This is a genomic window from Mesorhizobium sp. (genome assembly GCF_004962925.1).
GTDB lineage: Bacteria > Pseudomonadota > Alphaproteobacteria > Rhizobiales > Rhizobiaceae > Mesorhizobium.
In genome coordinates this window covers 1-12,904 of sequence record NZ_SUEO01000183.1, presented here as the reverse complement: position 1 = coordinate 12,904, position 12,904 = coordinate 1, and the positions used below count along the sequence as shown (strand labels likewise).

The following is a 12,904-nucleotide window of genomic DNA, read 5'->3' as shown; positions in this document are numbered from 1 at the left end:
CAGTTGCGCCTGGAAGTAGGGCGCGACCTCGCGCGTGTGGGCCAGCACGCTTTCTTCCAGGATATCGAGGTTCTTCAGCGCCACTGCACAACCGACCGGATGGCTGGTATAGGTCAATCCATGGCCGAACATGGCGTCCGGATGGTTTGAGCGGCGCAGCTCCTCGAGAAGCCGTTCCGAGATGATGACGCCGCCAAGCGGGAAATAGCCTGACGTGACGCCTTTGGCAAAGGTGATCATGTCCGGGCCGATGCCGAACATATCGCCGGAAGCAAAGACATGGCCAAGCCGGCCGAAGGCGGTCACCACCTCGTCGGAAACATAGAGAATGTCGTTGTCGCGGCAGATCTCGCGGATGCGCTTGAGATAGCCGTCTGGAGGCACGATGACGCCACCCGACGCCTGCACCGGCTCGCCGACGAAAGCGCCGATCCTGTCGGCGCCAACGCGGGCGATGGTATCGCGAAATTCGTCGACCAGGACATCGGTGAAGGCTGAAATGCTCATGCCGCGCGGACGGCGGAACGGATCGGGCGAGGACAGCTTGACGACCAGATCGTCGGCGCCGTCCATCCAGTCGCGATCGCGCGGGCGGCCGTTGAGCGAGGCCGACAGATAGGTCGAGCCATGATAGGCGCCGCCCCGGCTCAGGATCAGCTTCTTTTCCGGGCGGCCGCGGACATTGTTGTAGAACTGCATGAAGCGCAGCGCCGTCTCCACGGCCGAGGAGCCGCCGGTGGTGAAGAAGACATGGCTGAGGTCGCCGGGCGCATGACCGGCGATGCGCATGGCGAGTTCCGCAGACGGCGCGTTCATCGTGTACCACGGCGTGTTGTAGGACAGCGCCATCGCCTGATCGTACATCCCCTTCGCGAGCTCCTCGCGGCGGTGGCCGATATTGATGCACCACATGCCAGCCGGCCCGTCGATCAGCTTTTTTCCGGTGCCATCGGTGATGTAGATGCCGTCGCCCTCACCGATCAGGGCGCGCGCCTCTGCGCCGACCGACCCGGCGAACGGCCAGGGCTGGACGAGATGGCGCTTGGCCAGCTCGACGGCATCGGCGGGTCCAGCCGTTTCAGTCGCCCTCAAATCTCTTGCAGCCGCCATTGTCGCCTCGCATCGTTTCATCGCAAATTTCATCGGACATGAAGCTCGGCCGCCAACCACCGGAAAAACCGGCTTTCCTGGCTCTATTTTGAATGTCCGTTCAATCAACATTGCAGAAATAGCGCTTGATTTCAATCCACGGATGCGCGCATGATGAAAGAAAGCCGGCAAGCTCGGAGCGCGATCAGCGATTGCGCCCGGGCATAAAAATTGGGAACTAACAGCCGGTTCTAGCAATGGGACGCGCATGGCAGGACAATCCGCGCCAGCAACCGAGATCACGCCCGGGGGCCTGCCCGAGGGCCTGCCATGACGGCGACTGCAGAAGGATCGCCCACGTTTGGCATGACGCGGGCCAGGCGAAACGCCCTTCTGCAGTCCGAACCCGTCCAGGGCCTTGCCCTGATCAGCCCGACCTTTCTCTACGCGCTCGTGCTTCTGGTGCTGCCGATCCTGGTCGTCGTCGCGCACTCCTTCTGGACGCAGAACTACCTGACCATCGATCGCACCTTCACCCTGGAAAACTACCGCGTTGCGCTGACCGAGCCGATCTATCGCGACCTGCTCTGGCGCTCGCTCTACATCTCGCTGATGGTGAGCTTCTTCACGGTCGTCCTCGCCTATCCGATCGCCTATTTCATTTCGTTCCACGGCGGCCGCCACAAGAGCCTGTGGCTGTTCCTCATAACCATCCCGTTCTGGACCAGCTACCTGCTGCGCGTGATGTCGTGGAAGGTCATCCTCGGCTACAACGGCGTGCTCAATTCCGGCTTGCTGGGCCTCGGCATCATCAACGAGCCGTCGACCGCGCTGCTTTACAATTCGAGCGCCGTCATCATCACGCTGACCCACGCCTGGGCGGCCTTCGCCATCCTGCCGATCTTCGTCTCGCTGGAAAAAATCGACCGCACGCTGGTCGAGGCGGCCAAGGATCTCGGCGACGGTCCCATTCGTTCCTTTCTGCGCGTGACGCTGCCGCTGTCGGCGCCCGGTATCATCTCGGCGGCGCTGATCGTCATGATCCCAACCGTTGGAGACTATGTCACGCCGAAGCTTGTCGGCGGCAAGGACGGCGTCATGATCGCCAACGCCATCCAGGCGCAGTTCGGCAAGGCCTCCAACTGGCCGCTTGGCGCGGCGCTTTCGGTCACCACCATGCTGATCGTGACGCTGATGGCCGGCGCCACCGTGCTGGTCATCCGCGCCGCCCAGAGGCTGGCACGATGAGGCCCGCACGATGAGGCTGGCGCGATGACGGCGATGCGGCGCTTCCTGGCCAGCGGCTGGCTGTCGACCTATGCGTTCCTCTATGTCGTTTTCCTCTACCTGCCGGTCATCTTCCTGCCGATCTTTTCGGTCAACAGCGCCGCGACGCCGAAATTCCCGCTCTCCGGCTTCACCCTCAAATGGTATGAAGACCTGCCACGCACCCCGGCGCTGCTTGACGCTGCCTGGAACAGTCTGGTTGTCGGCTTATCGGCTTCCATCCTCTCCACCGTGCTCGGCATTCTCGCCGCCCGCTCGATCACCCGCTACCGCTATCCCGGCCGCCGCGCCATCAACAGCCTGATCATGGCGCCGCTGGTGCTGCCCGAAATCATCGTCGCCATCTCCATGCTCCTGGTGATACTGCAACTGGGTTTGAGCCTGTCGCTGTTCACCATCGTGCTCGGCCATGTCCTGATCTGCATTCCTTATTCGATGACCGTGCTGACCGCCGGCTTCGAGGGCTTCGACCGCAGCCTGGAAGAAGCCTCCGCCGATCTCGGCGAGAGCGCCTTCGGCACCTTTAGACGGGTGACGCTGCCGATGGTGGCGCCGGCCATCATTTCCAGCCTGCTCGTCTGCTTCACCATCTCGCTCGACGAGTTCATCATCGCCTTCTTCCTGACCGGCACCGAGGCGACGCTGCCGATCTATATCTGGGGCCAATTGCGCTTCGCCTCGAAGCTGCCCGGCGTGCTGGCGCTGGGCACGCTCTTGCTGGCTGCCTCTTTCCTGCTGATGACCATCGCTGAAATCCTGCGCCGCCGCGCGGCAAGACGCACCCAGAACGACGGAGGCCTCCTTGCCTAAGCCGCCTCAAGCCGAACGACCCCGCCAAACCGAACGACCAATGATTGAGATTCGCAACGTCACCCGCAGCTATGGGTCGTTCAAGGCGCTGGACGACGCCTCGCTGACCATCAAGGAGGGCGAGTTCTTCTCGCTGCTCGGCCCGTCAGGCTGCGGCAAGACCACGTTGTTGCGCATGATCGCCGGCTTCGACAATCCGACCAGCGGTTTGATCTCGGTCGACGGCCAGTCGATGGAGGGTATCCCGGCCAATCGCCGGCCAACCAACATGGTGTTCCAGAGCTATGCGATTTTCCCGCATCTCAATGTCGAGCAAAACGTCGCCTATGGGCTGAAGCGGTTGAGGCTCGAACGGTCGGAAGAAAAGCGCCGCGTCGAAGAGGCGCTGGTCCAGGTGTCGCTGACCGGCCTCGGCAAGCGCCTCGCCACCGAGCTTTCCGGCGGCCAGCGCCAGCGCGTGGCACTGGCCCGTGCGCTGGTGATGCGGCCCAAGGTGCTGCTGCTCGACGAGCCGCTGTCGGCGCTGGACAAGAAGCTGCGCGAGCAGATGCAGGTCGAGCTGCGTCGGCTGCAGCAGGCGGTCGGCATCACCTTCGTCCTGGTCACGCACGATCAGTATGAGGCGCTGGCGATGTCGGACCGCATCGCCGTGATGTTCGGCGGCAGGATCGCGCAGGTCGCTTCACCCAAGGAGATCTACCAGCGACCGGTCAACCGTCAGGTCGCCGACTTCCTCGGCGGCATGAATTTCGTCAAGGCCGAAATCGTCGAAGAGGACGGCGCTGGTTGTCGACACGCTGGGCTTCGGCCGCGTCAAGACCGACAAGCCGAAGGCTTTCGTCCGCAATGGCGGGGCTGCGACGCTCGGCATCCGTCCGGAGCGTCTGCGCGTGTTGTGGGACAATGCGACGGCGAAATTCGAAGTGGCCGGCAAGGTGGTGGAGCGCCATTACTTCGGCGAGATCACTCATCTGATCGTTGAGATCCCGGGATTGGAAAAGCCGCTTTCGGTGACCGAAACCAACGATTTCGGTGCCGACGATATACCGGTCGGCACCTCGATCCGCCTCGCCTACGATCCCGAGGCGCTGGTGGCGATGGCAGACTGAAGCCCCGAAATGATCTTTCGTGCAGCGATGCGCCCGGCCACAACAGCGCCCTCGATGTAGCCCGGGAATGACGGCGACAGCTCGGACGCGGCGAAATGCAGCGGTGGTGCGCCGGCCAGGATGATGCGTTCGGCGTCGGTCGCCGTCGCATCGACGATAAGATCACTGTAGCCGCCGCCGCTCCAGCGATCATGCGTCCAGTCGCGATAGCTGAGATCGAGCATGTCTGCGGCCTCTGTGCCGAGCGCGCCCTCCAGCCTCGTCGTCACCTCAGCGCGCAATGCCGCGTCGCCGAGCTCACGCCAGCGCAAGGCCAGCGGCCCGCCAACGAAGACGACCAGCGCGGCGTGGTCATCGTCCTTGCTGACGTCGCAGGCAAACAGCCCCGGCAGGTCGCGCCACATCACCACGCCGCTCAGGCCTCTTGCACGCCAGAAGGCGCTGGGATAGCGCACCAGAACTTTGATCACCGCGCCGCTTTGCCAGACGCCAAGCGCCCTTTTCAGGCCAACCGGCAGCGGCGGTACAAAGTTCAGCTTCGAGGCCGTCATCGGCGGCACCGCGACCAGGGCCGCCCGCGCTTCGACCGCACCCATCGCCGAGGCCAGACGAACCCCGTCCGGCCGGTGCTCGACGATTCCGACCGGCGTGTTCAGCCGCACACGATCACCGAGATCGCTGGCCAGATCGTCCGCCAGCGACTGCATGGTTTCACGCACGAAATATTGCAGCTCCGAAACCTCGTTGGTGATGCGGCGGTCATTGTCGATCAGGTGCCACAGCGGCAGCTTCTCGAGCGCCTGACACCACAAGCCCTCAATCATCGAACGGAAGGCCGCCTTGGCCTGGTCGGGGTCAGGCTGGCGGTCGAGCCATACCGCGACGGTCAATCCGGCAATGGCTGGCTCGTCCGGCGCGATCGCATTCATCCGGTCGCGGATCGCCATCGAACCCAGATAAGCTCGGTCGGCTCGCTGCGCGCTCATCCGCGGCTGCGTGACGAATTCCCCCTTTGCATAAGTCTCGACCAGGGTCTTGCCGTGCGCCTGCAATAGCGCCATCAGTTCCGGCATGTCCTGGCACAGGAACTGGCCGCCGCTGTCGATCCGCTCGCCGAGCCCGTTGCGCTTGGCTCCAACGCGCCCGCCGACACGATCGCGCGCTTCGAGCAACAGGAAATCGATGCCGGCTTCCTTCAATTCATGCGCGGCCGACAGACCGGTGAAGCCGGCGCCGACGATGACGACGTCGGTTCTTTCGATCCCGCTCTTCAATAGCCGGCCTTGATCTTCTCGAACTCTTCGATCATCCGCCGCTTGAGCTCCGGCGCCACCGGCTGCTGGAACAAGGTCTTGTCGAGGAACTTGTCGAGATCGTCAAAACCTCGTTCGGCCAGCAGCTTAGGCTCGATCGCCGCCATGCCGGCGGCATTGCCGTGGCCGTAACCGAATGTCGTGACCATGTAGCCTGACACGTCCGGCGTGTTGACCGCGTTCAGGAAATCATAGGCCTGATCGAGATTGCCCGGCGCGCCCTTCATCAGCACATAGCCGCACACCCAGGTCGACAGGCCTTCCCTGGTGCCGCGATTCATGGCGATCGGCACACCCTGGCCCTTGAGCGTGACGAAGGTCTCGTTCCAGCCCCAGGCCAGATCGACCTCGTTGCCGGAGAAGGCCTGATTGATGTCGGTATCGTCGGTCCAGTAGAAGCGGATGTTCTTGTGCACTTGGCGCAGGAAATCAGACGCCTCCTTGAACCCAGCGTCGGTCATCCTGGTCCAGTCCTTAAGACCGATGACCAGGCTTGCCAGTGCATAGGCGTCATCGACATTGTCGCCGATGGTGACGCGCCCTTTGAATTTCGGATCGGCGAAGATCCGCAGCGACTGCGCTTCTTCCGCCGTGACATTGTCGGTGCGGTAGAGCAGCGATGTGTTGCCCCAGTCGAAGGGCATGAACCAGGCTTTGCCGTCAGCGGTGGCGAGGTCCTTCATCGCCATGATGCCTGGGTTGAGGTCTTTCCAGCCGGCTATGCGGCCGGTATCGAGTGGCTGCAGCATGCCGGCCTCGCGCCACTTCACCACGCTCTGCGAGCAGGGATGCGCAATATCGGCCTTGAAGCCGGCCCGCATCTTCTGGAAGGCCTCATCCTCGTCGCCGAAGAAAGCGAAGGTCGGCTCGGCAGCGTATTTGACGGCGTAGGCCGGATGGAGCAGCGGATCCTCGTAGCCCGACCAGTCGAACACGACGAGGTCGCTCCCGTCCGCCGCAACCGCGAGGGCAGCGCCTGCGCCGATCGTGCATGCGGCAGCAACGGCAAGGCGGCGAAGCATGGAACCCATGGCGCGAAACTCCTCATCGCGGGAAGCGGCGCAGCGACGTTACGGAATTTCAGTGACCTTGGCGAGCCCGTCTGGTGGGCAGACGAAATAGGTGAAACAAGCTCAATAGCCGGCTTTGATCTTCTCGAACTCGGCGATCATCTTGAGCTTGAGTTCTGAGGGAACCGGCGCCTGGAACAGCGTCTTGTCGATGAATTTCTGCACGTCGTCGTAGCCCTTTTCCTTCAGCACGGCCTGATCGACACCGGCCATGCCCTTGGCGTTGGCCTGGCCATAGCCCCAGTCCTTGACCAGGATGTTGGCGACTTCCGGATCGTTGACGGCATTGAGATAATCATAGGCCTTGTCGGTATTCCCCGGCGCATCCTTGAACAGCACATAACCGCAGACCCAAGTCGAGATCCCCTCGTCGGTATCCTTCTTGGCCTTGATCGGCACGCCGGCGGCGACCGACTGCACCGTCGCGTCGTTCCACGCCCAGGCAAGGTCGACCTCGCCGCCGCTCAACAACTGGACGATATCAGTGGAATCGGTCCAGTAGGAGCGAACATTCTTGTGCACTTGGCGCAGGAAGTCCGACGCCTGCTTTAACTGGTCGTCCGTCATCTTGGTCCAGTCCTTGAGCCCGATCGCCAGCGAGGCCAGCGCATAGGCGTCGTCGACATTGTCGCCGATGGAAACCCTGCCCTTGAACTTGGGATCGGCCAAGACCTTCAGCGACTGGACGTCCTTCTCATCGACCTTGTCGGAATTATAGGTCAGCTGCGAGTTGCCCCAGTCCCAGGGCATGAACCAGGCCTTGCCGTCGGCGGTGGTAGCGAGATCCTTCATCGCCATGATGCCGGGATTGAGGTCTTTCCAGGCCGATATCTTCGACGTATCGAGTGGCTGCAGCAGCCCCGCCTCGCGCCATTTCACCACGCTCTGCGAACAGGGATGGCCTAGATCGGCCTTGAAGCCTGAACGGGCTTTTTCGAATGCCTCGTCCTCGTCACCGAAGAAGGTGAAGGTCGGCGAGTCGCCGTTCTTGTCGACATATTTCTGGTGGAAACCGGGATCCTCGTAGCCGGACCAGTCGAACACGACCAGGTCCTTGTCGGCAGCGATCGCAAGCCCTGCGACCGAGGCCGCCAGGGTTCCGGCTAGTGCCAATGTCAGTGTCAGGCGTCGGGTCATGGTCTTCATTGCTGTTCCATCCTCTTTTTTGATTATTCATGCAGTCTTGTCGCCACCGGCTGTTGGCCGCGGATAATGCTTTGGAAATGCAGCCGACAGGAACTCGTTCGCCGCCTGCAGCGCGGTTTCGCGGGTGACGTCCTCGGTGCCCATCATCAGGCGCAGCCACAGACCCTCCAGCATGGCACTGAGCGCCAGCGCCATGACTTGCGGCTCGAAGGCATAGCCGCCGCTTTGCTTGAGCGTCGCGCAAAGGTCGATGAAGACTTTCTGATAGGCCGCGTCGCGCGCGCCGCACAGCGCCTGATAAGTCGGGCGCGACTTGGCCTCGCCCCAGAAGGCGCACCAGGCGGCCAGCTTGCGCTTGTTGCAGATCGAGCGGTCGAAATCGGCGGCAACAAGAGCCTGCAACTGGCGGGCAGGATCGTCGCCAGCCTTGGTGAGGGCAGCGCGCCAGTGCGTGGCATATTCGTCGGCCATGTATTGCAGCGTGGCGACGAGCAGCTTCTCCTTGCTCTCGAAGTGGAAATTGACGATCCCGCGCGACAGGCCGGCGCCATCGGCGACATCGGCCATCGTCGTCTCCGAATAGCCGCGCTTGGCCAGCGAATCGATTGTCGCCTCGATCAGCTGCAGCTGCCTGACCTCCTTCGACGCCTTGCGACCGCGCTTTTCGGGCTCGTGTTTGCGCGCTGATTCGAGGAGGGCCTCCTTGGCCTCGGCTGTCTTCATGGGCGTGATGGTCTCCAGCATCGCCAGCTATCCAACCGGCTTTCGACCGCGAAGATGAGTGGGACGGTGCTCGCCGCTGTCAAGAACCTTCTGCATGGCTTCCCAGGTTCGTATGTTCTTGTCGGCATAGGCCGCACCGACCGCAGCCGCAACCGCCGGGTAGAGCGGGCCCTTGAGACGTTTCAATTCCTCCCGCGCGACCTCGCGATACCAGGGATTGCGGTCACGCACCGTGACCTCGTCAAAGCCTGCCCGGCGCATCGCCGCGGCATAGCGGGCCGGCGATGCCATGGCGAACGACAGGCCTTCTGCGGCGACATAGGCCTTCATCTCAGGCGATGGTTCGCCGTCGTGCGAGATCATCCAGTCCGATGCCGCGAAGACACCGCCCGGCCTCAGCACGCGAAAGATTTCGGCAAACAAGGTCTCCTTGTCAGACACATGCAGCAGCGCATCCTTGGAGAAGACGACGTCGAAGGAAGCATCAGTGAAGGGCAACGGCCCGGGCGGCGTCTGGACGAAGTTGGCGCGATCGGAAAGCCCGCGTGCGGCCGCCCTTTGCCTGGCTCGATCACCGGCGGCTCGACATCGAAGCCTGTAACGTGGGCAGTGTCATGGCGCTCGAGCAGATGCAGCGTGATGCCGCCGGAGCCGCAGCCTATGTCGAGGATCGTCTTGCCCTTGAGCGCAAGGCCCTCGACAATCCGGTCGACCTCATCCGGCCCGCCAGGCGACAGATAGCCGTCGCCCCACAGCGCCTCGAGGAAGCGGATGGCGGTGTCGTCATACTCCGGCTCGGCATCTACCGTTTCGATCATCAGACCTTAGTCCAAGCCCATATCGAAATGTTGGCAAAGCCTAGCCGATTAACGCGAAAACGCAATATCATTTGTTGAACATTCATTCAAAATGGCTGGACAATACGGCGACAGCCATGCCAGATTTCGCGTATTCGGGGCCGATCACACGAAGGGGTCGGGCAGAAATGAAGACTGGGCCAAAATGAAATCCTGGGACGCGATCGTCATCGGCGGTGGCCACAACGGCCTGGTCAATGCCTGCTACTTGCAGCGCGCCGGGCTCGACGTGCTGGTCGTCGAGAAGAACGGCTGGGTCGGCGGCGCCGCCACCAGCAGGGAGTTGACGCCCGGCTTCCTCTATTCCAATTGCTCCTATGTCTGCTCCCTGTTCCGTCCCGAGATCATGCGCGACCTCGAACTGCCGCGCTTCGGCCTGCAGGTGATCTCCTATGAGGGCGGCGCGGTGTTCACCAGGGATGGTGACTATCTCGCCAACTACCGCGACCACGACGCTCACCGGCGCGAATTCGCCCGCTTTTCCAAGCGCGACGCCGAAGCCTATGACCGTTACGCCCGCGACGTCACGCGGCAATGCCGCTTCATCCAGCCATTGCTGATGCGCACCGCGCCCGATCCGACCAGCTTGCGGCCGCGCGATCTCGGCGAACTTCTGTATCTGGGAAAAAAGTTCGCCGGGCTCACGCCTGAGGAAATGGCGCTGACGCTGCGCTTCTGGACCATGTCGATCGCGGACTTCCTCGACGAATATTTCGAGACCGACGTCATCAAGGCGAATTTCGCGCTGTCCGGCATCATCGGCACCGCGCTCGGGCCAATGTCACCCGGCACTGCCTATGTGCTGCTGCACCACTATATGGGCGAGGTCGACGGCTCGGTCGGCGCCTGGGGTTATGCGCGCGGCGGCATGGGCGCCGTCACCAAGGCGCTCGCCGCGAGCTTCCAGGCTTCCGGCGGCACCATCCGCACCGGCGCCGAGGTCGACCATGTGCTGGTCCGGCGCGGCAAGGCCAGGGGCGTGGTGCTCGCCGGCGGCGAAGAGATCCACGGCAAGCTCGTGGTCTCCAATGCCGATGTGAAACGCACTTTTCTCAAGCTGGTCGAGGAGAAGGAACTGCCCGAGATCTTTCTGCGCCGGGTCAGGAATTTTAGGATTCGCGGCTCGTCGGGCAAGGTCAACATCGCGCTGGATTCGCTGCCCGAATTCCCGGCGCTGTCGAAGGATTCGCCGGTCTATCGCGGCGATATGCACTTCACCGACTCGATGGAGCGCATGGAGCGCGCCTATGACGACTGGAAGGCCGGACGCTGGTCGGCGGACCCTTTCCTCGACATGGTGATCCCGACGACGCTCGACCCGACCATGGCGCCGCCCGGCAAGCACTTCATGAGCTGCTTCGTGCAGTACGCACCACCAAAGGTGAACGGCCGCGACTGGACCGACGCCGACCGCGACGGTTTTGCCGAAAGCGTCATCGGCCAGATTTCAGACTATTCGCCGGGTTTTCGCGACCGCATCGTCCATATGGAGGTGCGCACGCCGCGCGAGATCGAGGCTGAGGTCGGCCTGACTGAAGGCAATATCTTCCAGGGCGAACTGACCTTCGACCAGTTGCTGTTCAACCGTCCGGTGCCGGGCTACGCGCAATACCGCTCGCCGGTCGGTGGGCTCTATATATGCGGTTCCTCGACCCATCCTGGCGGCGGCGTCATGGGGGCGCCCGGTCGCAATGCAGCGGCCGAAATCCTGCGCGACCTCGCCAAACCAACCACCCATATGAGCCCGGCCCATGACGTCATTTGATGTTGTTGTCATCGGTGGCGGCCACAACGGCCTCGTCGCCGCCGCCACGCTGGCGAAAGCCGGCCGCAAGGTGCTGGTGCTGGAAGCCGCCGGCGACGTCGGCGGCGCGGCGCGCACCGAGGAGTTCGCGCCGGGTTTTCGCGTCTCCTCGATCGCCCACCTGCTGAACCGTCTTCACCTCGAAGTGGTGAAGACGCTGGAGCTGGAGAAGCACGGGCTGCAATTCGCGCGCGGCGACTTCGTGCCATCCGTGGCGCTATCGAAAGACGGCCCGCCGCTTGTCCTGCACGGCGCCTATGGCGAGGTGCTGACCGGCGCCAGTTCCTCCGAGCAGACCGCCTGGAAGGAACTGCGCGCTCAGTTGCTGCGCTACGCCGGCATCCTGAAGCCGTTCCTTGCGCGCCGGCCGCCCGATCTCGGCGGCATGTCACTGCTTGAGACGGTGTCGCTCGGCCAAACAGCGCTGGCGTTGAAGAAGCTCGGCAAGGAGGATATGCGCGACTTTCTGCGCGTGCTGTTGATGAACGTTGCCGACCTGCTCGACGAGCAGCTTGCCGACGACCGGCTGAAGGGCCTGCTCGCCTTCGATTCCACGCTCGGCTCCCATCTCGGCCCGCGCTCGCCGACCTCGCTGCTCGGTCTCTATCATCGGCTGGCGGGCGAGGCAGGCGGCACTGCCGGCGCGCAGGTTCTGCCAAAGGGCGGCATGGGTGCTGTCATTTCAGCCATCCGCGCAGCGGCGGAAAAGGCCGGCGTGACCATTCGTACGGCAAGACCAGTGGTGAAGATAATCGTCGAGAAAGGCTGCGCCGTCGGCGTTGTGCTGGCCAGCGGCGAGATGTTCCGCGCCAAGACGATCGTCTCCGCCATCAATCCGGCGACCACTTTTTTCGACCTTGTCGGGCCGCGCGAGTTAGACACGCGCTTCGTGCGCAAGATGAAAAATGTCCGCATGAAGGGCGATGCGGCGAAGCTGCATCTGGCGCTCGACCGGCCGCCGCAATTCACCGGCGTCGATGCCGCCGGCCACAAGGGCCGTCTGGTGATCGCGCCCTCGCCCGATCATGTCGAGCGCGCCTTCAATCCATCGAAGTACGGCGAGTTCTCGCCGGAGCCGGTGATGGAGATCACGCTGCCCAGCCTTGCCGACTCGTCGCTGGCGCCGGACGGCGCCTGCGTGCTTTCAGCAGTGGTGCAATATGCACCCTATGCGCTGAGAGAGGGTTGGGGCGCCGGCAGGCCGAAATTCCTCAAGGCGATCATGACTCAGTTGGAGACCTATGCGCCGGGAATCGGCAAGACCGTGTTCCATGCCGAGCTGCTGACACCGGCCGACATCGAGGCGCGCTACCGAATGCCGGGCGGTCACTGGCATCACGGTGAACTGCAGGCCGACCAGATGCTGATGTCGCGCCCCGTCTCCGGCTGGTCGGGCTATGACACGCCGATCGACGGGCTGTTCCTCGCCGGCGCCGGCTCTCACCCAGGCGGCGGCGTTTCCGGCGCGCCCGGCTTAAATGCCGCAAAACGCATCATTGCGATGAAGGGGTAGGCCATGGCACAGGCGGCCAAAAAGAAACCGAGCGTGGCAAAGACGAGCCCCATCGTCTCGGCCCGCACCTCAGCACAATCCCATTTCCGCACGCTGCGGCTCGGCACGCCGTTCCAGCCGCGCATCGACGCGTTGGCCAGGACCAATGACTGGTACAATTGGGCCGGCTACCGCGCTCCACAT

At 63.1% G+C, this 12,904-nt stretch carries 10 protein-coding genes and 3 pseudogenes; 7 read left to right on the top strand and 6 right to left on the bottom strand.

Translation table 11 applies throughout. The features are described from left to right. A partial coding sequence (locus E5W87_RS27245; protein WP_292404692.1) for an aminotransferase class III-fold pyridoxal phosphate-dependent enzyme occupies positions 1–1,110 on the bottom strand: 1,110 nt, incomplete at its 3' end. A gap of 309 nt (positions 1,111–1,419) precedes the next feature. On the opposite strand from E5W87_RS27245, the gene E5W87_RS27240 reads away from it, so the two are divergent. The 3 genes and pseudogenes from E5W87_RS27240 (at position 1,420) to E5W87_RS27230 (ending at position 4,295) form a co-directional block, all read left to right on the top strand. Next, positions 1,420–2,337 (top strand): ABC transporter permease, encoded by a 918-nt coding sequence (locus E5W87_RS27240; RefSeq protein ID WP_292404691.1) that lies wholly within the window; start codon positions 1,420–1,422, stop codon positions 2,335–2,337. Positions 2,338–2,361: 24 nt separating this feature from the next. After that, the gene (locus E5W87_RS27235) at positions 2,362–3,186 is read left to right on the top strand and encodes an ABC transporter permease (protein WP_292404689.1); all 825 of its coding nucleotides are present in this window, start codon (positions 2,362–2,364) and stop codon (positions 3,184–3,186) included. 40 nt (positions 3,187–3,226) lie between these two features. Continuing rightward, positions 3,227–4,295: pseudogene (locus E5W87_RS27230) on the top strand (ABC transporter ATP-binding protein). Here the strand turns inward: E5W87_RS27230 and E5W87_RS27225 are convergent. From E5W87_RS27225 to E5W87_RS27205, 5 genes and pseudogenes are all read right to left on the bottom strand, one after another. Beyond that, positions 4,259–5,569: a flavin monoamine oxidase family protein gene (locus E5W87_RS27225; RefSeq protein ID WP_292404686.1), complete on the bottom strand. Its 1,311-nt coding sequence runs from the start codon at positions 5,567–5,569 to the stop codon at positions 4,259–4,261. The pseudogene E5W87_RS27230 and the gene E5W87_RS27225 sit on opposite strands and share 37 nt — an antisense overlap. After that, positions 5,566–6,639, bottom strand: coding sequence for an extracellular solute-binding protein (locus E5W87_RS27220; protein WP_292404684.1), 1,074 nt, complete (start codon positions 6,637–6,639; stop codon positions 5,566–5,568). The genes E5W87_RS27225 and E5W87_RS27220 overlap by 4 nt, the downstream gene beginning before the upstream one ends. A 102-nt stretch (positions 6,640–6,741) precedes the next feature. Further along, positions 6,742–7,824, bottom strand: a complete 1,083-nt coding sequence (locus tag E5W87_RS27215) for an ABC transporter substrate-binding protein (RefSeq protein ID WP_292404682.1) — start codon at positions 7,822–7,824, stop codon at positions 6,742–6,744. Between the two features lie 27 nt (positions 7,825–7,851). After that, entirely contained in the window at positions 7,852–8,568 is a 717-nt protein-coding gene (gene betI / locus E5W87_RS27210; RefSeq protein ID WP_292404680.1) for a transcriptional regulator BetI, read from the bottom strand. Between the two features lie 6 nt (positions 8,569–8,574). Beyond that, positions 8,575–9,176 (bottom strand): annotated as a pseudogene (locus tag E5W87_RS27205) (class I SAM-dependent methyltransferase). Here E5W87_RS27205 and E5W87_RS27200 point away from each other — a divergent pair. From E5W87_RS27200 to E5W87_RS27185, 4 genes and pseudogenes are all read left to right on the top strand, one after another. Continuing rightward, positions 9,162–9,443, top strand: coding sequence for a hypothetical protein (locus E5W87_RS27200; RefSeq protein ID WP_292404694.1), 282 nt, complete (start codon positions 9,162–9,164; stop codon positions 9,441–9,443). The pseudogene E5W87_RS27205 and the gene E5W87_RS27200 overlap by 15 nt on opposite strands. A gap of 106 nt (positions 9,444–9,549) precedes the next feature. Continuing rightward, positions 9,550–11,169, top strand: coding sequence for an NAD(P)/FAD-dependent oxidoreductase (locus tag E5W87_RS27195; protein ID WP_292404678.1), 1,620 nt, complete (start codon positions 9,550–9,552; stop codon positions 11,167–11,169). Beyond that, positions 11,156–12,721 (top strand): NAD(P)/FAD-dependent oxidoreductase, encoded by a 1,566-nt coding sequence (locus E5W87_RS27190; RefSeq protein WP_292404676.1) that lies wholly within the window; start codon positions 11,156–11,158, stop codon positions 12,719–12,721. Before E5W87_RS27195 ends, E5W87_RS27190 begins: the two co-directional genes overlap by 14 nt. A 3-nt stretch (positions 12,722–12,724) precedes the next feature. Beyond that, positions 12,725–12,904: pseudogene (locus E5W87_RS27185) on the top strand (aminomethyl transferase family protein); the annotation flags it as partial.

Bases quoted from the DNA above. Each gene is read 5' to 3' on its own strand.
- E5W87_RS27240 (WP_292404691.1), top strand. From the start codon at position 1,420: ATGACGGCGACTGCAGAAGGATCGCCCACGTTTGGCATGACGCGGGCC.
- E5W87_RS27235 (WP_292404689.1), top strand. From the start codon at position 2,362: ATGACGGCGATGCGGCGCTTCCTGGCCAGCGGCTGGCTGTCGACCTAT.
- E5W87_RS27220 (WP_292404684.1), bottom strand. From the start codon at position 6,639: ATGGGTTCCATGCTTCGCCGCCTTGCCGTTGCTGCCGCATGCACGATC.
- E5W87_RS27215 (WP_292404682.1), bottom strand. From the start codon at position 7,824: ATGAAGACCATGACCCGACGCCTGACACTGACATTGGCACTAGCCGGA.
- betI (WP_292404680.1), bottom strand. From the start codon at position 8,568: ATGCTGGAGACCATCACGCCCATGAAGACAGCCGAGGCCAAGGAGGCC.
- E5W87_RS27200 (WP_292404694.1), top strand. From the start codon at position 9,162: ATGGCGCTCGAGCAGATGCAGCGTGATGCCGCCGGAGCCGCAGCCTAT.
- E5W87_RS27195 (WP_292404678.1), top strand. From the start codon at position 9,550: ATGAAATCCTGGGACGCGATCGTCATCGGCGGTGGCCACAACGGCCTG.
- E5W87_RS27190 (WP_292404676.1), top strand. From the start codon at position 11,156: ATGACGTCATTTGATGTTGTTGTCATCGGTGGCGGCCACAACGGCCTC.